The sequence below is a fragment of the Acidovorax sp. LjRoot38 genome, assembly GCF_964252975.1.
Lineage (GTDB): Bacteria > Pseudomonadota > Gammaproteobacteria > Burkholderiales > Burkholderiaceae_C > Acidovorax > Acidovorax facilis.
Genome location: NZ_CAXUPT020000007.1, coordinates 247,574 through 265,821, shown reverse-complemented (window position 1 = coordinate 265,821; position 18,248 = coordinate 247,574). Strand labels below are relative to the sequence as shown.

The 18,248-nt window shown below is 64.2% G+C and carries 20 protein-coding genes; 16 read left to right on the top strand and 4 right to left on the bottom strand.

Features of this window, described 5'->3' with window-relative positions; translation table 11 throughout:
- Nucleotides 1-2 precede the first annotated feature (2 nt).
- Nucleotides 3-773: a glucose-1-phosphate cytidylyltransferase gene (gene rfbF, locus ACSQ22_RS15415; RefSeq protein WP_436130811.1), complete on the bottom strand. Its 771-nt coding sequence runs from the start codon at nucleotides 771-773 to the stop codon at nucleotides 3-5.
- A 395-nt stretch (nucleotides 774-1,168) separates the two neighbouring features.
- On the opposite strand from rfbF, the gene motA reads away from it, so the two are divergent.
- The 9 genes from motA to ACSQ22_RS15370 all read left to right on the top strand — a co-directional run bounded on the left by motA (nucleotide 1,169) and on the right by ACSQ22_RS15370 (nucleotide 10,834).
- On the top strand, nucleotides 1,169-2,029 hold the full coding sequence (gene motA, locus ACSQ22_RS15410; RefSeq protein WP_055398297.1) for a flagellar motor stator protein MotA: 861 nt from the start codon (nucleotides 1,169-1,171) through the stop codon (nucleotides 2,027-2,029).
- 30 nt (nucleotides 2,030-2,059) lie between these two features.
- Complete coding sequence (gene motB, locus ACSQ22_RS15405; protein WP_055398298.1) at nucleotides 2,060-2,992, top strand: flagellar motor protein MotB; 933 nt, start codon at nucleotides 2,060-2,062, stop codon at nucleotides 2,990-2,992.
- A 72-nt stretch (nucleotides 2,993-3,064) separates the two neighbouring features.
- Nucleotides 3,065-3,451: a chemotaxis response regulator CheY gene (gene cheY / locus ACSQ22_RS15400; RefSeq protein ID WP_010466076.1), complete on the top strand. Its 387-nt coding sequence runs from the start codon at nucleotides 3,065-3,067 to the stop codon at nucleotides 3,449-3,451.
- A 4-nt stretch (nucleotides 3,452-3,455) separates the two neighbouring features.
- On the top strand, nucleotides 3,456-4,076 hold the full coding sequence (locus ACSQ22_RS15395) for a protein phosphatase CheZ (RefSeq protein WP_055398299.1): 621 nt from the start codon (nucleotides 3,456-3,458) through the stop codon (nucleotides 4,074-4,076).
- 231 nt (nucleotides 4,077-4,307) lie between these two features.
- Complete coding sequence (locus tag ACSQ22_RS15390) at nucleotides 4,308-5,462, top strand: EscU/YscU/HrcU family type III secretion system export apparatus switch protein (RefSeq protein WP_055398300.1); 1,155 nt, start codon at nucleotides 4,308-4,310, stop codon at nucleotides 5,460-5,462.
- Complete coding sequence (gene flhA, locus ACSQ22_RS15385; RefSeq protein ID WP_121421290.1) at nucleotides 5,459-7,540, top strand: flagellar biosynthesis protein FlhA; 2,082 nt, start codon at nucleotides 5,459-5,461, stop codon at nucleotides 7,538-7,540. The genes ACSQ22_RS15390 and flhA overlap by 4 nt, the downstream gene beginning before the upstream one ends.
- Complete coding sequence (gene flhF / locus ACSQ22_RS15380) at nucleotides 7,537-9,033, top strand: flagellar biosynthesis protein FlhF (RefSeq protein ID WP_121508445.1); 1,497 nt, start codon at nucleotides 7,537-7,539, stop codon at nucleotides 9,031-9,033. The genes flhA and flhF overlap by 4 nt, the downstream gene beginning before the upstream one ends.
- Entirely contained in the window at nucleotides 9,026-9,823 is a 798-nt protein-coding gene (locus tag ACSQ22_RS15375; RefSeq protein ID WP_436130810.1) for a hypothetical protein, read from the top strand. The genes flhF and ACSQ22_RS15375 overlap by 8 nt, the downstream gene beginning before the upstream one ends.
- 294 nt (nucleotides 9,824-10,117) lie before the next feature.
- Nucleotides 10,118-10,834: an RNA polymerase sigma factor FliA gene (locus ACSQ22_RS15370; RefSeq protein WP_121421293.1), complete on the top strand. Its 717-nt coding sequence runs from the start codon at nucleotides 10,118-10,120 to the stop codon at nucleotides 10,832-10,834.
- Between the two features lie 254 nt (nucleotides 10,835-11,088).
- Here the strand turns inward: ACSQ22_RS15370 and ACSQ22_RS15365 are convergent, their stop codons facing one another.
- The 3 genes from ACSQ22_RS15365 to flgA all read right to left on the bottom strand — a co-directional run bounded on the left by ACSQ22_RS15365 (nucleotide 11,089) and on the right by flgA (nucleotide 12,749).
- Nucleotides 11,089-11,463 (bottom strand): hypothetical protein, encoded by a 375-nt coding sequence (locus ACSQ22_RS15365; RefSeq protein WP_121508443.1) that lies wholly within the window; start codon nucleotides 11,461-11,463, stop codon nucleotides 11,089-11,091.
- A 71-nt stretch (nucleotides 11,464-11,534) separates the two neighbouring features.
- A complete protein-coding gene (gene flgM / locus ACSQ22_RS15360) occupies nucleotides 11,535-11,855 on the bottom strand; it encodes a flagellar biosynthesis anti-sigma factor FlgM (RefSeq protein WP_121508442.1) in 321 nt (106 codons plus the stop codon).
- A 93-nt stretch (nucleotides 11,856-11,948) separates the two neighbouring features.
- Nucleotides 11,949-12,749, bottom strand: coding sequence for a flagellar basal body P-ring formation chaperone FlgA (gene flgA, locus ACSQ22_RS15355; protein ID WP_436130809.1), 801 nt, complete (start codon nucleotides 12,747-12,749; stop codon nucleotides 11,949-11,951).
- Between the two features lie 220 nt (nucleotides 12,750-12,969).
- On the opposite strand from flgA, the gene flgB reads away from it, so the two are divergent.
- The 7 genes from flgB to ACSQ22_RS15320 are packed head-to-tail and all read left to right on the top strand — an operon-like array spanning nucleotide 12,970 to nucleotide 18,202.
- Nucleotides 12,970-13,428, top strand: a complete 459-nt coding sequence (gene flgB, locus ACSQ22_RS15350; RefSeq protein WP_121508441.1) for a flagellar basal body rod protein FlgB — start codon at nucleotides 12,970-12,972, stop codon at nucleotides 13,426-13,428.
- A 36-nt stretch (nucleotides 13,429-13,464) separates the two neighbouring features.
- Entirely contained in the window at nucleotides 13,465-13,869 is a 405-nt protein-coding gene (flgC, locus tag ACSQ22_RS15345; RefSeq protein ID WP_121421298.1) for a flagellar basal body rod protein FlgC, read from the top strand.
- 15 nt (nucleotides 13,870-13,884) lie between these two features.
- Nucleotides 13,885-14,541 carry a flagellar hook assembly protein FlgD gene (locus tag ACSQ22_RS15340; RefSeq protein ID WP_121421299.1) on the top strand — a complete coding sequence of 219 codons (657 nt, stop codon included), beginning with the start codon at nucleotides 13,885-13,887 and terminating at the stop codon, nucleotides 14,539-14,541.
- Nucleotides 14,542-14,580: 39 nt separating this feature from the next.
- Nucleotides 14,581-15,861 carry a flagellar hook protein FlgE gene (gene flgE / locus ACSQ22_RS15335; protein ID WP_121421300.1) on the top strand — a complete coding sequence of 427 codons (1,281 nt, stop codon included), beginning with the start codon at nucleotides 14,581-14,583 and terminating at the stop codon, nucleotides 15,859-15,861.
- 58 nt (nucleotides 15,862-15,919) lie between these two features.
- Nucleotides 15,920-16,660, top strand: coding sequence for a flagellar basal-body rod protein FlgF (flgF, locus tag ACSQ22_RS15330; RefSeq protein WP_121421301.1), 741 nt, complete (start codon nucleotides 15,920-15,922; stop codon nucleotides 16,658-16,660).
- Between the two features lie 37 nt (nucleotides 16,661-16,697).
- Nucleotides 16,698-17,480, top strand: a complete 783-nt coding sequence (flgG, locus tag ACSQ22_RS15325; protein WP_121421302.1) for a flagellar basal-body rod protein FlgG — start codon at nucleotides 16,698-16,700, stop codon at nucleotides 17,478-17,480.
- Between the two features lie 29 nt (nucleotides 17,481-17,509).
- A complete protein-coding gene (locus ACSQ22_RS15320) occupies nucleotides 17,510-18,202 on the top strand; it encodes a flagellar basal body L-ring protein FlgH (RefSeq protein WP_436130808.1) in 693 nt (230 codons plus the stop codon).
- The last annotated feature ends 46 nt before the right edge of the window (nucleotides 18,203-18,248 follow it).

Here is an 18,248-nt window from a genome sequence, read left to right as displayed (position 1 = left end):
GGTTACCAGCACTTCCAGGGTGCGCGGCCCGATTGCCACAGGTCTTCGAGCAGGTTCTTCTCGCGCAGCGTGTCCATCGGCTGCCAAAAGCCCGTGTGTTCAAAGGCGCGCAGCTGGCCGCTGGTAGCCAGGCGGGCCATGGGTTCCAGCTCCCAGCTGGTGGCGTCGCCGTCGATGTAGTCGATGACCTCGGGCTGCAGCACAAAAAAGCCGCCGTTGATCCAGCCGCCGTCGCCACGCGGTTTTTCCTCGAACCCGGCCACGGTCTCGCCGTCACGCACCAGCGCGCCGTAGCGCCCCGGGGGCTGCACGGCCGTCACCGTGGCCTGGCGGCCATGGGCGCGGTGGAAGGCAAACTGCGCGGTCATGTCCAGGTCGGCAACACCATCGCCATAGGTAAAGCAGAAGGGCTCGCCCGCAGGCAGATATTCCTGCACGCGGCGCAAACGCCCGCCGGTCATGGTGCTTTCGCCGGTGTCCACCAGCGTCACGCGCCAGGGCTCGGCGTGGCGGTGGTGCACTTCCATGCGGTTGTTGGCCATGTCGAAGGTCACGTCCGACATGTGCAGGAAGTAGTTGGCGAAATACTCCTTGATCACATAGCCCCGGTAGCCCAGGCAGATGATGAAGTCGTTGACGCCATGGGCAGCGTACATCTTCATGATGTGCCAAAGGATGGGCCGCCCACCGATCTCGATCATGGGCTTGGGACGCAGGTGCGACTCTTCCGAGATGCGGGTTCCCAGCCCCCCCGCGAGCAGTACGGCTTTCATGCCCGCAGCATAGTCCAGCCCCTGCGCCACCAAAAGGCCCTGTCACTGCGGAAATACGGGCCAAATGCAGCGATTGACACTGCGCGCCGATGGAGAGGGGTGCAAACAATTGGAATATTGCTATATTTTATATAGCAAAAAACCTTCTACCACCAAGCGACAGAGGCTTTTTTTACATAATCCGCGCCCCAGGACAACCGTCAAAACTCCGGCAAAAGAGGCAAAGGTGTGGCGCTGGCGCCATTTCCCGAAGAAGGCCTGTGTTGATGGCGCTCTTGAGTGCATTCCACACTCATCAATCCGATACATTTACAGTAACCTTCGGTAAGCCGCGTTGCCAGCGGCTCCGCCCGCCCACTTGTTTAGCCCCGGCTGCCGCCCAACACGTCTACAGCATGTTCGTCATCATTGGTTACGTTGTCTGCCTAGGCTGCATCTTCGGCGTGTACATCGTGCACGGGGGAAACATCAGTGTGATCCTGAAGGCCCTGCCCTTCGAGATCGTCACCATTCTGGGCGGCGCACTGGGCGCCTTCGTGGTGAACAACCAGCCCAAGGTGATCAAGGCCACCCTGGCGGCCATTCCGATGGCACTCAAGGGCTCCAAGTACACCAAGGCCCGTTACATGGAGCTGATGGCCATGCTCTATGACATCCTGCAAAAGGCCCGCAAGGAAGGGCTGATGGCCATCGAAAAGGATGTGGAAGCGCCCCACGAGTCCGAGATCTTCAAGAAGTACCCCACCGTGGGCAGCGACCACCATGTGATCGAGTTCACCACCGACTACCTGCGCATGATGGTGTCGGGCAACCTCAACTCCCACGAGATCGAAGCGCTGATGGACAGCGAGATCGACACCCACCACCAGGAAGCCCACGCCCCCGTGGCCGCGCTGGCCCGCCTGGCCGGTGCCCTGCCCGCCTTCGGGATCGTGGCCGCCGTGCTGGGCGTGGTGAACACCATGGGCTCGGTGGGCCAGCCGCCCTCGGTGCTGGGCGGCATGATCGGCTCGGCGCTGGTGGGCACATTCCTCGGGATCTTGCTGGCTTATGGCGTGGTGGAGCCCCTGGGCGGCCTGGTCGAGCAAAAGACGGAGGATGCCGCCAAGGAGTTGCAGTGCATCAAGTCCACGCTGCTGGCCAGCATGCAGGGCTACAACCCCGCCACGGCCATCGAATTTGGCCGCAAGGTGCTTTTCTCCAGCGTCCGCCCCAGCTTTACCGAGCTGGAGGGGCATGTGAAAGGCAAGAAGTAGCGACGTCCGCGCCGCGAAACCCCAAACGCCATGGCAGAAAAAAAACTCCAGCCCATCATCATCAAGCGCATCAAGAAAGGCGGCCATGCGGTGCATGGTGGCGCCTGGAAGATCGCTTATGCCGACTTCGTGACGGCGATGATGGCGTTCTTCCTGCTGATGTGGCTGCTGGGCTCCACGGCCAAGGGCGAACTGCAGGGGATCGCCGCGTATTTCGCGTCGCCGCTCAAGGTGGCAATGACTGGCGGCGACGGCGCGGGCAACAGTTCGAGTGTGATTCCGGGCGGCGGCAACGATCTCTCGAAGGTGCACGGGCAGGTGCGGCGCTCTGATGTGGAAGAGGCCAAGCAGCGCCGCATGAGCATTGATGCCGCCCGCGCCGAGCGCGCCAAGCAGGATCTGGACCGCATCAAGGCCCTGGAGGCCAAGATCGACGCGCTCATCACCGAAAACCCACGCCTGAACGAATACAAGTCGCAGATCCGCATCGACATCACCCCCGACGGCCTGCAGATCCAGATCATCGACGACCAGAACCGCCCCATGTTCGACAGCGGCAGCGCGTTGGTGAAACCCTACATGCGCGACATCCTGCGCGAGATCGGGGCAGCGCTGGGCGGGGTGGAAAACCGCATCAGCCTGGCCGGGCACACCGACGCCGTGCCTTACGGAAACAGCGACCGGGGCTACAGCAACTGGGAGCTGTCGGCCGACCGCGCCAATGCCTCACGCCGCGAGCTTGTGTCGGCCGGCATGCCAGACGCTAAACTGGGACGTGTGGTGGGCTTGGCGGCCAGCGATCTGCTGGAGCCAAACAACCCGCGCGCACCCGCCAACCGGCGCATCACCATCACGGTGCTGACCCGCGAGGCCGAAGAACGACTCATGGGCAAAGGGATTCCCGAAATCACTTCCACAGAACTGCTGAATGAAAAGCGGGAAAATCCCCCCCCAAGCAGGTAACAGTTACGACTTGTCACCAAACCTGCCACCCATGACAATGCCCACAGTAATTCTCGACCGAAAGGGTCCCAAGTGACCACAGCCCTTCGTTTTTTGATCGTTGACGACTTCTCCACCATGCGGCGCATCGTGCGCAATCTGCTCAAGGAAAGCGGCTTTGCCGATGCCGACGAGGCCGAAGATGGCGTGGCCGCCCTGAACAAGCTGCGCAACAGCAAGTTCGACTTCGTGGTGACGGACATCAACATGCCCAACATGAACGGTTTTCAGCTGCTGGCTGAAATCAAGAAGGACGACAAGCTCAAGCACTTGCCCGTCCTCATGGTCACAGCCGAAGCCCGCAAGGAAGACATCGTGGCAGCCGCCCAGGGTGGCGCAGCGGGTTACATCGTCAAACCCTTCACCAAGGCCACGCTGGAAGAAAAAGTGACCTTGATCCTGAAAAAGATGGGGCTATGACACCATGGACGACACACCGGACAACAGCCAGCCGCCTGCCGATGTACACCACAAGATTGGCCAGCTGACGCGCCAGCTGCACGACTCGCTCAACGAACTGGGCTATGCCGACAAACTGCGCGGCTCCATGGGCGAACTGCCCGACGCGCAAAGCCGCCTGTCCTACATCGCGCGGTTGACGGGTGAAGCGGCCGAGAAGGTGCTCAACCGCGTCGAACAGGCCAAAGCCCAGCATGACTACATCGCGGCCGAGACGCGCCGGGTCGTCAACTCGCTGGTGGCCGACCCGGTGGCGGCCGTGGCCAAGGGCGAGATCTTCAACTTCCTGACCGATGTGGAGCGCGTGACCAAGGAAGCCGACACGCACCTCACCGAAATCATGATGGCGCAGGACTTTCACGACCTCACGGGGCAGGTGATTGCCCGCGTGGTCAACCTGGCGGCCACCATTGAAGACCAGCTGGTCCAGCTATTGATTCAAACGGCCCCACCCAACGCGCAGGTGCCCGTCGAGCCACCCCGCCCTCAGCATCTGCAGGGCCCCGTGGTGGACCCCGAGCACACCCCCGACGTGGTCACCGACCAGTCCCAGGTGGACGACCTGCTGGCCAGCCTCGGGTTCTGAGCCCGCCCGGGGCTTTCTGCGGTCAAAATGGCCGCTAGCGCTTATCCATCAAGCGCTAGCAGCTATCTTTTTTAGTATTCCGTCCCAGCACCACCCACCCTTTGTCGGGTGAGGCCCCGCAGGCAAGGCCCCTTTGGCCCGCATGGAAAAGAGGGGGCTGCAGCCCCCTTATCCAGCTTTAGATTTCCGGGCTGCTCACGACAATGGCATGACACCAGCCGTCATGCCACCATGGAATCCAGCCAAGAAAAAAGCCTACCCGCGTCAGAGCGCAAGCTGCAGAAAACGCGCGAAGACGGCCAGGGAGCACGCTCGCGCGATCTCTCCCACCTGGCGATTCTGGGTGCCGGGGCCGCCTGCCTGCTGGTGCTGGCGCCCCAGCTGATGGACCACATGCAGCTGGCCATGAGCCAGCAACTGGCGTTTGACGCCGCCACCGTCATGGCGCCAGGCACCATGCTCAAGCGTCTGCAGGACATGGTGGTGGTGGGCCTGGTGGCCAGTGCAGTGTTTGCCATCCTCACCAGCGCCGCCGCCCTGATCAGCGCCATTGGTGCTGGCGGCTGGATCCTGAGCCTCAAGCCCATCACGCCCCAGTTCAACCGCCTGAACCCCATCTCGGGCCTGGCCAACCTTTTCTCCAAGCAGCAGATGGCCAACGTGGCCAAGATGGTGCTGATGACCGCGATCCTGAGCTATGTGGCCTGGAAGTTCATGGGCAACAGCATCGACACCGTGGCCATGCTGGTGCTGCAGCCCTCCCCCATGGCCATTCGCCAGCTGGCTGACTGGCTGACTTCGGGCATGAGCCTGCTACTGCTGGTCGTGTTCCTGGCCGCGCTGGTGGACGTGCCGCTGCAGGCCTACTTCTTCAAGTCGCGCCTGAAGATGTCGCACGAGGAAGTCAAGCAAGAGCACAAGGAATCCGACGGCAACCCCCACACCAAGGGCCGCATCCGCCAGAAGCAGCGCGAGATTGCCGACCGCGCCAGCGTGGGCGCAGTTCCCAAGGCCGATTTCGTGGTGATGAACCCCACCCACTATGCGGTGGCACTCAAGTACGACGAAAAGACCATGAGTGCCCCCCAAGTGATATCGCGCGGCACCGACCTCATCGCGCTCAAGATCCGCGACGTGGCCAAGGCGCACGACGTGCCCGTGCTGCAGTCGCCCATGCTGGCCCGGGCGTTGTATGCGCATGCCGAACTGGACCAGGCCATTCCCGCCACGCTCTACACCGCCGTGGCCCAGGTGCTGGCCTATGTCTACCGCCTCAAGGCCGCCCTGCGTGGCGAAGGCCGCATGCCCGACAGCCTGGTGGAGCCCTTCGTTCCGCCTGAACTTGATCCGCTGAACCGCACTCCCGTGCAAGGCGCCGCCGTATGAACACCTCCGTAACGTCTCTTCGACAATGGGCGGGCACCAATGCAGGCGCCCTGCAGGGCCTGTCGGCACCACTGCTGGTGGTGGCGATCCTGGCGCTCATGGTGTTGCCCATCCCGCCCTGGCTGCTCGACGCATTTTTCACGCTCAACATCGCCGTGGCCCTGATGGTGATGATGGTGGCGGCCTACATGCTGCGGCCGCTCGATTTCGCAGCCTTTCCCTCGGTGCTGCTGCTGACCACCCTGATGCGCCTGTCGCTGAACGTGGCCTCCACGCGCGTGGTGCTGCTCGAAGGCCACACCGGCCCCGGCGCCGCCGGTGCGGTGATCGAGGCCTTCGGCCACTTCTTGATCGGCGGCAACTTTGCCGTCGGCCTGATCGTGTTCGCCATCCTTGTGGTGATCAATTTTGTGGTGATCACCAAGGGCGCCGAGCGCATTGCCGAGGTGTCGGCGCGCTTTACGCTGGACGCCATGCCCGGCAAGCAGATGGCCGTGGACGCCGACCTGAACGCGGGCCTGATCGACGAAAAAGAAGCCAAGCGCCGCCGCGCCGAAGTGGCGGAAGAAGCCAACTTCTTTGGCTCCATGGACGGTGCCTCCAAGTTCGTGCGCGGCGATGCGGTCGCAGGCATCCTGATTTTGCTCATCAACATCATCGGTGGCTTTGCCATCGGGGTTTTGCAGCACGACCTCTCGGCCAAGCAGGCGGCTGATAGCTACATCCTGCTGGCCATTGGTGATGCGCTGGTGGCACAGATTCCCGGGCTGCTGATCTCGGTGGCTGCGGCCATGGTGATCTCGCGCGTGGGCAAAGACCACGACATGGGCCGCCAGATCGTGCAGCAGCTCTTCATGTCGCCCCGCGTGCTGGGCGTGACCGCCGGCATCCTGCTGCTGCTGGGCGTGATCCCCGGCATGCCCCACATGGTGTTCCTGACCATGGGCGGCCTCTTGGGCTACGCCGCCTGGGTGCTGTACGAACGCCAGAAAGTGCCGCCCGAAGTCGAAGCACCGCCCGCCCCGGTCAGCGATGGCGAAGCCACCTGGGACGACCTGCAACCCATAGACCTGCTGGGCCTGGAGCTGGGCTACCGCCTGATCAGCCTGGTGGACAAGAGCCGCCAGGGCGACCTGCTCACCCGCATCAAGGGCGTGCGCCGCAAGTTTGCGCAAGAAGTGGGCTTCTTGCCGCCCGCCGTGCATGTGCGCGATAACCTCGAACTCAAGCCCAGCGGCTACCGCATCACGCTGCGTGGCGTGGTGGTGGGCGAAGGCGAAGCCTTCCCCGGCATGTTCCTGGCCATCAACCCCGGCGGTATCACCACGCCCCTGATCGGCACCCCCACCACCGACCCCGCTTTTGGCCTGCCAGCCCACTGGATCGACGAACGGCAGAAGGAAGCCGCACAAATGGCGGGTTTTACCGTCGTTGATTCCGAAACCGTGATGGCCACCCATTTGTCACACTTGATGCAAGTGCAAGCCGCCAAGCTTCTCAGTCGCACAGAAACCCAGCAACTGGTGGAGCACGTGGCCAAGCTGGCCCCCAAGCTCATCGAAGAAGTGGTCCCCAAAATGGTCTCCATCGCAACGTTCCAGAAGGTCCTCCAGCTGCTGCTGGAAGAGTCTGTGCACATCCGCGATATCCGGACCATCATCGAAACGCTGGCCGAGCACGCTGGTGGCATCACAGACCCGGTCGAGCTGGCCCGCCGCGTGCGCATTGCGCTGTCGCCCGCCATCGTCCAGCAGATTTACGGCCCCACCCGCGAACTCAACGTCATTGCCATCGAGCCGGGCCTGGAACGCCTGCTGGTGCAAGCCCTGGGCAACGCAGCAGGACCGGCTCTGGACCCCGGCGTGGCCGACATCCTCACGCAAAAGGCCGCCGAGGTGGCCCTCAAGCAGGAAGAGATGGGCCTGCCCGCCTGCCTGCTGGTTCCCGACCAGATCCGCAACGCCATCTCCCGCCTGGTGCGCCGTGTGGCGCCCCGGCTGCAGGTGCTTGCGCACAGTGAAATCCCAGAGACCCACACCATCCGCATTGGGCCGATCCTTAGAGGTGCATCAGCATGAACATCAAACGCTTTACCGCCCCCACCTCCCGCGAGGCATTGGCCAAGGCGCGCATGGCCTTTGGAGAGGGCACCCTCATTCTGTCCAACCGCCCCACGGCCAACGGCGTCGAGGTTGTGGCCACGGCCGAAGACACGCTGTCGGCCCTGGATGGAAGTGCAGGCGCGTCCAGCAACCCGCCCTTGCTGGCCCCCACACCGGCGCGCAGCGCCCCCCAGCGCGCCAGCCAGACCGCCGCAGCCAGCACCCTGGGCCGCAACGCGGTTGAGGAAGACACCGAGCAGCTGGCGATGAGCACGCTGTCGTTCCAGGACTACGTGCGCGAGCGCATGCTGCGCCGCCGGCACGAGGCGCTCAACGGCCCGGCCGAACCACAAACCTTGTCGGAGCGCAGCCGCGACCAGGAGCCCGAGCGCGAACGCATGCCAGCACCCGCCGTGGTGCGCCACAACCCGCTGCGCAGCATCCCCATGGACATTCCGCCGGAGCCTCCACGCCGCCGGCAGGAAGCCGCCAGCGCCCACCTGGCCCAGTCGAACAACAACCAGCAAAGCGTGATGAATGAGCTCCATGCCATGAGGGAGTTGATCGAAGACCGCTTTAACACCATGGCCTGGCTGGGCCAGGCGCGCCAGAACCCGATCCAGTCCAACCTCATGCTCAAGATGATCCGTGCAGGCTACTCCCCATCTTTGGCCCGCGCCGTGCTCGAACGCATGCCGGAAGACCTGTCGGCCGCCGAGTCGGTGCGCTGGCTGATGGATGTGCTGGAGCGCAACCTCAAGACCGACCTGGCCGAGCCTCCGCTGTATGAGCAAGGCGGCATCTTCGCGATGGTGGGCTCCACCGGCGTTGGCAAGACCACGACCACGGCCAAGCTGGCCGCGCTGTGTGCGCGCATCCATGGCCCGGGCAGCGTGGGCCTGATCACCCTGGACACCTACCGCGTGGGCGCGCACGAGCAGCTGCGCAGCTACGGCCGCATGCTGGGCATCGTGGCCCATCTGGCGCACGACCGCGCCGCGCTGCAAGACCTGCTGGGCCTGCTCAGCGGCAAGAAGATGGTGCTGATCGACACCACCGGCGTGGCCCCCCGCGACCCGCGCAAGCGCGACATGCTGGACGTGCTGGACCTGCCCCACGTCAACCGCCTGCTGGTGCTCAACGCAGGCTGCCATGGCGACACGCTCGATGACGTGCTCACCGCATTCAAGACCGAAGGTTCCCAGCAAGCCATCCTGTCCAAGGTGGACGAGGCCGTGAAGCTCGGCCCCGCCATCGACGCACTGATCCGCCACCAGATGGTGCTGCGCGGCGTGACCAACGGCCAGCGTGTGCCGGAAGACTGGGAACGTGCCGATGCACACAAGCTCATCAGCACCTCCATGCGCGCGCCTGCCAAATCGGCCTTCGACCCCAAGGCGACCGACCTGAATTTCTTCTTCTCGCATTCGCCCGACACCATGAACGAACGGGGGCTGGTCGATGCTTGATATCAGCTTTCACCAGGCGGCCGGCCTGCACAGCTTCACCCCGCAGTCAGAGCTGCGCGTGGTGGCTGTTGCCAGCCAGGACAACGCGGGCACCGGGCTGGAGACGCTCTGGCAGATCTGCGCCAGCCTGCAGCGCCTGGGCTACCCGGTCGTGGTGCTCGACGGCACAGCGCAGGAGACGGACGAGTACCCGGGTTTGCTGCACCTGCTGCAACAAGCGCCGTGGAACGAGGGCGTCAGCCTCAACATGGGGGCCATGGCCTCATCGCTGGCGGTGATTCCCGCAGCCAAAGGCCTGCAGCGCATCGGCCGCGAGGCCAGTCGCAACGAAACGGCACCTCTGCATGCGCTGGTGCCGTATTTCAGAACCTACGGGCTCGTGGTGCTGCACGCACCTGCGGCGACGCTGGGATCGCTGCTGACCCACACCGCCACCATTCCGCTGGTGGTCATGGGCGGAGGTTCCGCTGGCGTGCTGACCACTTACAAAAGCCTCAAGCAGATCGCCGTGCACACAGGACTGCCCTGTATGGTGGCGGCTTTGCTGCGCGGCACCACGCCCGCAGAACGGCGCAAGACCCAGCATGCGCTGATGACGTTGCAGGACTGCGCGGAACGCCACCTGGGCGGCCCGGTCCGCACGACCACCATCGCCACACAGAACCCTCAGGACCTCCAGCGCCTGGCCTTGCAACTGCTGGAAAATGCGGGCACTATCAGTGAGTCGCTGACAGCGCTGCCACCCAGCAACTTGGCAGCCATGCCTGCGCATTTTGTCCGGAGCCATTGATCTGATTTGTCCGGAGCCGTTGACTAGAGCGTGTTATGCACTTTTACGTACCCACGTTGACCCCAGAGGCTGGTGATCGCAAGGCGCAGTGCGCAGCCAAGGCCGGGGCCTTGGCAAGTGCTGCAACGCGGCGAGTGCCTGCCTCTGGGGTCAACCCGGAGGGAAAGCCGGGGCAAGGCCCGGCTACGTCGTTGCAGGCCGCTGGCAGTATTGATACTGCGGCGCGTCCTGCGTCTCGTCGCCGGGCCTTGCCCCGGCTTTCGTGGGCACGTAAAAGTGCATAACACGCTCTCTATGTACACCGCCAAAGGCCAGCTCGATCGTGATGCGATGATCCGCCAGCACGTCCCGCTGGTGCGAAGAATCGCGCACCACATGATCGCCAAGCTGCCTCCCAACGTGGAGCTGGACGACCTGATCCAGGTTGGCATGATGGGCTTGGCGGAAGCCCTGTCGCGCTACGAAGTGGCCCAGGGAGTGCAGTTCGAGACCTTTGCCACTCAGCGCATCCGGGGCGCCATGCTGGACGAACTGCGCGAGGGCGACTGGATGAGCCGCAGCTCCCGCAAGAGCCAGAAAGACATCGAACACGCCGTGCACCGGCTGGAGCAGAAGCTGGGCCGCAGCCCGCTGGAGTCTGAAATTGCCAGCGAGATGGGCATGAGCTTGGTCGAATACCAAAGCCTGCTCGGCAAGGTTCGGGGTACACAACTGGTGTATCTGGAGGACATGACGCATGGCAACGAGGACGATGACGGCTTTCTGGACCGCCATGTGGCAGACGCCGACGCAGACCCTCTGGAATTGCTGCGCGACCAGCGGCTCAAGATGTCGCTGGTGAATGCCATCAAGACCCTGCCCGAACGCGAGCAGCACATCATGGGCATGTACTACGAGCACGACATGAATCTCAAGGAGATCGCGGCCGTGCTGGGGGTGACCGAATCTCGGGTGTGCCAGCTGCACAGCCAGTCCATCGCACGCCTGCGGGCCAAGATGCGGGCGCACTAGAGCTCCCCCTGAGGCGCTGCGCGCCTTCCCCCTGAGGGGGACACCACCCCTGGACTGGCAGAGCCAGATCCACGGTGGCACTGGCTTGGGGCAGCGGCCGTTCCAAAGGCCATGCTCGCTAGGTGGAACCTCGGTCTCCACCAATTCACTTCAAAACAATAGCTGCTTACGCTTGCTCTTCAAGGGTTTGAGATAGTTTTTATCTCAAACTCACTATTAAAAAGCGCAAGCAGCTATCTTTTTTGAGCGTCGGCTCAACCAGCCGATTTGTAGATACGGGCCACGCCGGGCTTGCCGGCCTGTGCGCCCCGACCATCGCCGTAGGTGGAGGGTGTGCCCGCCTGCGGCACCAAGCCTGCCACCTGGCGATCGGCATTCACGGCCAGGCGCGCCAGGCTTTCGCGGTGCACGGCAAGCATGTCGTCAATGGCCCGGGCTCGTTTTTGCAGCTGTGCAGGCACGGGCAGACCCCTGGCTGCAGTCTGCTCCAGAACGCGCGCGAACTGGGCCGCTGCATCCCGCAGGGCCACACTGTTCTTTTCCAGGGATTGGGGGTCTGCCGCGAGAAGGGCGGCGGAGACTTTTTCGATCAGCTGTTCAACAGCCGAGAGGGATTCTTCCAGGGACATGGCGCATTGTGAGGTGGATAGCGCCTGCCTGCCAAGTCTGTCAATAAAGGTGCGTGCGGGACGCTGAGGAATCAACCGCGCGAGCGGGCCAGGATTTCCTGGGCGTTGGAGAGCATCTTGTCGGCAATGGCTTCGGCGTCCACCGAGAAAGTGCCTTTTTCGATGGCAGCCCGCACCGCCTTGACCTTGCTCGCATCAAAATCACCTGTGGAACGGGATGTCTGGTCCAGCGCACGGGCAGCGGTGGAGACGGTGACGGGCACACCGGCGGTTGACACAGCCGCAGCGTCTTTGGCGGCTCCTTCAGCAGCGCTGGCAGGACTTTTGGCTTGCTTGGCAAGCCCCGTCTGCGCCAAGGCGCCCGGGAGTTCCGGTTTTTGACCAATCTTCATCGCTCTCTCCACCACCCCGTTTGATGTGGGGCACAGTAGCAATGTTTTCGACCCATTTGGCCCGGACTTTAGCCATTTATCGCCGCCCCGTCATCAAAGAGCGACGACCACCGTCCCAACCTCATTCACAGTTCCACTGACTATCCTGCCATTATCCATACGGATGCGAACAATCTGCCCCGCAGCGCCTGCCGACATGGCCTGCCCTGCGGAGGTGACTGCATAGCCAGGGCCCTGGGCAATCACCTTGACCTGGGCGCCTGCGCGAAAGAGCTGGGGGGGCCGCACCATGGTCTGGCGCAATGCCTGGCCGGCCACCAGCTGGCGCGCGGCGACCTGCCCGACCCACATTTCCGGGTTGGCCATCACGGCTGCCGACTCTTCGGCCCAGTCCACTTCCGCCTCGGTGGCGTCATTGGCGGTCAGCACCGTCCCCGGAGCCACCGGGCCGGTCAGCACCCAAGCCGGGCCAAATGCCTTGACGGTCACCGGCAGGTACACGTTCCATGCGGTTTGCCCCTCGACACAGCGCAGCCCCAGGCGGGTGCGGCCCCACAGCCGGGCGCCGACCGGCAGGTAGGGTTCGACCCGCGCGCACGGCGCCAGCCGCAGCCGCGAGTCGAGTGAGCCAACGCTCACTTCCATGCGCAGCGGCAAGCCGGAAGCCTGGTTGCGCGACATCGCGTCATCCAGCCAGCGTTGGGTCAGCGGGCCCAGGTCGGCACTGGGGTCGGCTGCCGCCTGGGCCAGCGCGGCCCCGCTGCTGCCAGCCACTGCAGTCAACCCCAGCACCACCGCCAGAGCGTGCCGAGCCACAGCACGCCGCCCGGCGCTCGCCAGAGCGCCCGCGCGAACCAAAGGGGACACGAAGGGGAAAACGAAGATCGATGGCATGGGGCCTCCTGGGCATCGCAGGTCAACAGGTCTGACCGCGCGGGGCGGCAAAGACTCTTTCACGACTGGAACTATAGGCAGGCGAGCCCTGCGCAAAACCCGAAACTGCGCACCCATTTCCGCGTTCTTCGCGCTTTAGAAAAAAGCGGCGGCTTTCACAATCGAACCACGCCGGAAACCCCCAACCGGCTCCTATTGCAACCCAGGGTGTGAGGCAACCATGCTTGACAAGATGACCAACCGGCTGGACTTTCTCGGCAACGCGCTCGTGCTGCGTGCCGAGCGCCAGCGCGCCATCGCCAGCAACATCGCCAATGCTGACACCCCGGGCTACGTGGCACGCGATTTCAGCTTTGGCGATGCGATGCGCGAAGCCACGGGCTTGGGCTCTGGCGTGACCCGCCTGGCCACGGGTGGCTCGGTGGGCACCACGGGCAACCTGGGGGCCAAGGGCGCCACAGACCCCCGCCACATTCCGCTGCCTGCAGCCAGCACGGGCACCGGCGCACCCGGCACGCTGGGGTATTCCGTGCAGACCCAGCCCAGCCTGGACAACAACACGGTGGACCTGGACCGCGAGCGCGCCAACTTTGTCGACAACGCCGTGCGCTACGAAGCCACGCTGCGTTTCATCAACGGCAACGCCAAAACCATGCTCAGCGCGATCCAGGGCCAATAAGCCATCCGCAGTGCAGCGCAGAAAGCGAGTCTCCCCATGTCCATGTTCTCCATCTTCAGCGTCTCGGGCAGCGCCGTCAGCGCGCAGTCGCAGCGGCTCAATGTGGTGGCCAGCAACCTGGCCAATGTCGATGCCGTGGCAGGCCCCGACGGCCAGGCCTACAAGGCGCGCCAGGTGGTGTTCCAGACCGCCCCCATGGGCGCGGACAGCTCGGCCGGTGTGCGCGTGAGCTCCATCAACGAAAGCAACGTTCCCGGCCGCCGCGTGCACGACCCCAGCCACCCGTCGGCAGACGCGGAAGGCTATGTGACGCACTCCAACGTCAACGCCGTGGAGGAAATGGTCAACATGATCTCCGCCTCCCGCTCTTACCAGAACAACGTCGAGGTCATGAACACGGCCAAGTCGCTGCTCCTCAAGACCCTGCAGATGGGCCAGTAACTCTAGGACGCCACCATGATCCTCAACTCCGCCACCAGCGCGCCCACGGTCACCGATGCGACCGGCACCAAGGCCAACGCCGCCACCGACCCTGCAGCCGCGCAGGACCGCTTCCTGAAACTGCTGGTTGCACAGCTGAACAACCAGGACCCGATGAACCCGCTGGACAACGCCCAGATGACCTCGCAGATTGCGCAGATCAACACGGTGACCGGCATCCAGCAGCTCAACCAGACGATGGAGAGCATGTCGGCGCAGTTCAACTCGCTGCAGGTGATGCAGGGCACGGCCCTGATTGGCCGCAACGTGATGACCGAAGGCTCGACGCTGGCCGTGGCCGACAAGGCCGGCAAGGGTGGCTTTGAGCTGGCCTCGGCCGCCACCAAGGTGAAGGTCGAGGTGATGACCGCTGGCGGCCAGGTGATCGAGACCATGGATCTGGGTGCCAAGGCTGCAGGGCGCCACACCTTCGAGTGGGATGCCAGCAAGTACACCGGCTCCACCGAGGGACTGCAGTTCCGCGTCAGTGCCGTCAATGGTTCGACCAAGATCGACAGCACGTCGCTGGCCCTGTCCAAGGTCACGGCCGCAGGTGCCGAGGACGGCCAGCTGGTGCTGACCCTGGCCAACGGAAAAACCATCAACTACAGCCAGATCAAGGCCCTGGTCTAACCCGGCCGATTCAGTGATAGCCCCCATCAGGAGAACACCATGAGTTTTCAGCAAGGCCTCTCTGGCTTGAACGCCGCCAGCAAGAACCTCGACGTCATCGGGCACAACATCGCCAACTCCAACACCGTCGGGTTCAAGGCCTCGCGGGCCGAGTTTGCCGAAATGGTGGCGTCCGCCATCGGCTCGTCCGGCGGCACCAATGCGGGCATCGGCGTCGAAGTGGGCGCGGTCTCCCAGCAGTTCACACAGGGCAATCTCACGATCACGGGCAACAGCCTGGATGTCGCCATCAACGGCAACGGCTTTTTCACGCTCACGCTGCCCGATGGCACACCCGCCTACACCCGCTCCGGCAACTTCAAGCTGGACAAGGAGGGCAACATGATCACCAACGACAACGCCAACGTGATGGGTTACCCCGTGGACCCGGTCACCGGCCTGCGTTCGGGCACCGACCCCATCCCGATGGTGTTCCCCACCTCCGAGCCCATCCCTGCCAAGCAGACCACCACGATCACGGCAGCATTCAACCTGCCGGCCACGGCCACCGATGCGGCCGGCGACCCTGCCGCCACGCCGCCCATCCCGGCCACACCGCGCGCCACCTACGGCACGTCGATCAACGTGTTCGACAGCCAGGGCGTGGCCAAGCCAGTGAGCCTGTACTTCCAGAAGACCGCCACCGACAACACCTGGGACGTGTACGACCAGCTGGACGACCCCACGGCAGTGCCTCCCGTGGTGGCAACTCCTATAGGCCAGATCACGTTTGACAACAATGGCGCCATCACGGCCCCCGTGGCCACGCCCCCCGCCACGGGCTTCGCGCTCACGCTGAACGTGAACCCGACCCCGCCCAACCCCAACAACCTGCCCGCGTTTGATGTGGCGGTGAGCCTGGACAAAGTCTCACAGAGCGGCAACAAGTTCTCGGTCTCCAACCTGAGCCAGGACGGCTACACCACGGGCGAGCTCACGGGCATCAACATCGAGAACAACGGGATGATCATGACCCGCTACTCGAACGGCGTGACCCGTGCAGAAGGCCAGCTGGCGCTGTCGAGCTTCCGCAATACGCAGGGCCTGGCTTCGGTAGGCGGCAACAACTGGGTCGCCACCTTTGAATCCGGCCAGCCGGTGGCTGGCACGGCCACCGACGGCAACTTCGGGTCGCTGCGCTCGGGCGCGCTGGAAGACTCCAACGTGGACCTGACCGCCGAGCTGGTGAACATGATGACCGCACAGCGCGCCTACCAGGCCAATGCCCAGACCATCAAGACGCAAGACCAGGTGATGTCCACCCTGGTGAACTTGCGTTGATCGGGAACGGTTCGTAAGAACTCTGCACTGAAACAGCCCTGGACAACGGAGAGCCCCCATGGACCGCATCATTTACACCGCGATGACGGGCGCCAACGCGGCCGCCCACCGGCAGGCCGTGTTGTCCAACAACCTCGCCAACGCCTCCACCCAGGGGTTTCGTGCGGAGATGTCCACCTTCCGCTCGGTCCCGATCCAGGGCGATGGCTCCAAAACCCGTGTGTTTGCGCTGGAGGCCACCTCGGGCCACGTGAGCACGCCCGGCCCCGTGCAGCGTACCGGCCGCAACCTCGACGCCATGGCCGTGGGCAATGCCTGGTTTGCCGTGCAGGGACTTGACGGTACCGAGGCCTACACCCGCGCCGGCACCTTTGAGGTGTCTGCCACGGGCCAGCTGCTCACCCCCACCGGACTGCCTGTGCTGTCCGATGGCGGCGCGCCCATTGATGTCCCGCCGGGCGCCGAAGTCACGCTGGGCTCGGATGGAACGGTCACTGCCAAGGCAGCTGGCCAGCCCGCGCAGGCCATCGGCCGCCTCAAGCTGGCCACTCCCACCCCGGAAGACCCGCTCAAGCGCGGCGACGACGGGCTGTTTCGCACCACGTCCGGCGACCCGATTGCCAATGACGCCAACGCCCGCATGCTGGCAGGCGCAGTGGAAGGCTCGAACGTGAATCCGGTCGAAAGCATGGTCGGGATGATTGCCGCATCGCGCCAGTTCGAACAGCAGATGCGCCTGCTGCAGTCCGCCGAAACCAACGACAAGACCGCCAGCCAGTTGCTGAGCATGAACGGCTGAGGTCGCGCCCCGCGCCGCCACGCCAAAAGGAAGCACCATGATCAACTCCCTCTGGATCGCCAAGACCGGCATGTCTGCCCAGCAGACCCAGCTCGACGTCATCTCGCACAACCTGGCCAACGTCTCCACCACCGGCTACAAGCGCAACAACGCGGTGTTCGAGGATCTGATCTACCAGAACCTGCGCCAGGTGGGTGCCAACACCACCGAGCAGAACCAGCTGCCCACCGGCCTGCACCTCGGCCTGGGCGTGCGCACGGTGGCCACCAGCCGCAACTTCGTGCAGGGCAGCCTGCAGGAGTCCAAGAACAACCTGGACGTGGCCATCAACGGCAATGGTTTTCTCGAAGTGACCATGCCCGACGGGACCATCGGCTACACGCGCGACGGCTCGTTCCAGGTCGATTCGCAAGGCCGCCTGGTCAACTCCAGCGGCCTGCCCGTGGCCAACGGCATCACGGTGCCCGCCAACGCCACGAGCGTGACCATCAGCGCCGACGGCGTGGTGTCGGCCACCGTACAGGGCAACACCCAGCCCCAGCCCTTGGGCAACCTGGCGATGTCGGCCTTCATCAACCCGGCCGGCCTCGAGCCCATTGGCCAGAACCTGTTCAAGGAATCGGCCGCCTCGGGCCAGCCCCAGCAGGGAACGCCCGGCACCAACGGGCTGGGTATTCTCAAGCAGGGGTTTCTGGAAGCCTCCAACGTCAACGTGGTGGAAGAGCTGGTCACCATGATCCAGGCACAGCGTGCCTATGAGATGAATTCCAAGGCCATCCAGACTTCGGACCAGATGCTGGCCAAGCTCAGCCAGCTGTGATCCCGATGCCGACACCAGGAGCGTTCGCCATGCTGCCGTTCACACGCCTTTTTGCCCTGCCCGCCGCCGTGGGCGCGCTGCTGCTCACGGGCGGCGCCGCCACCCTGTCGCCGCCGCCGCCGGTGGACATCCTGCCGACCACCCCACCACCACTGGCCGCAGTGCACCGTGCACCACCGCCCGTGACCGGGGGCCTGTTCCACAACGCCAGCTACCGCCCCGCGTTCGAAGACCGCCGCGCACGGCTGGTGGGCGACAACGTCACGATCATGATCGTCGAGAACGTGACGGCCAGCCAGAAATCCTCGTCCACCGTGGACCGTACCTCGGAGGCCTCGGCCGGCATCACCAACCTGCCTTTCGTGAAAAAGTCGCTGGCCGACCGCACCACGCTCGGCGCCGGTTCGGAAAGCACCTTCTCGGGCAAGGGCGGCACCGAAAGCGCCAACACCTTCACCGGCTCGATCACCGCCACCGTGGTGGACGTGCTGCCCAACGGCCACCTGGTCGTGACGGGCGAGAAGCAGATCGGCGTGAACCAGAACGTGGATGTGCTGCGCTTCTCGGGCACCATCGATCCGCGCGCGCTGCAGCCGGGCAGCATTGTCAACTCGACCCAGGTCGCCAATGTGCGGGTGGAATCCCGTGGCCGTGGCGCACAGAACGAAGCCCAGGCCTTGGGCTGGATGAACCGGGTCTTCAACACGATCACGCCGTTTTAGGGTTTCACCCCCTGAGGCGCTGCGCGCCTTCCCCCTCTCTCTACGC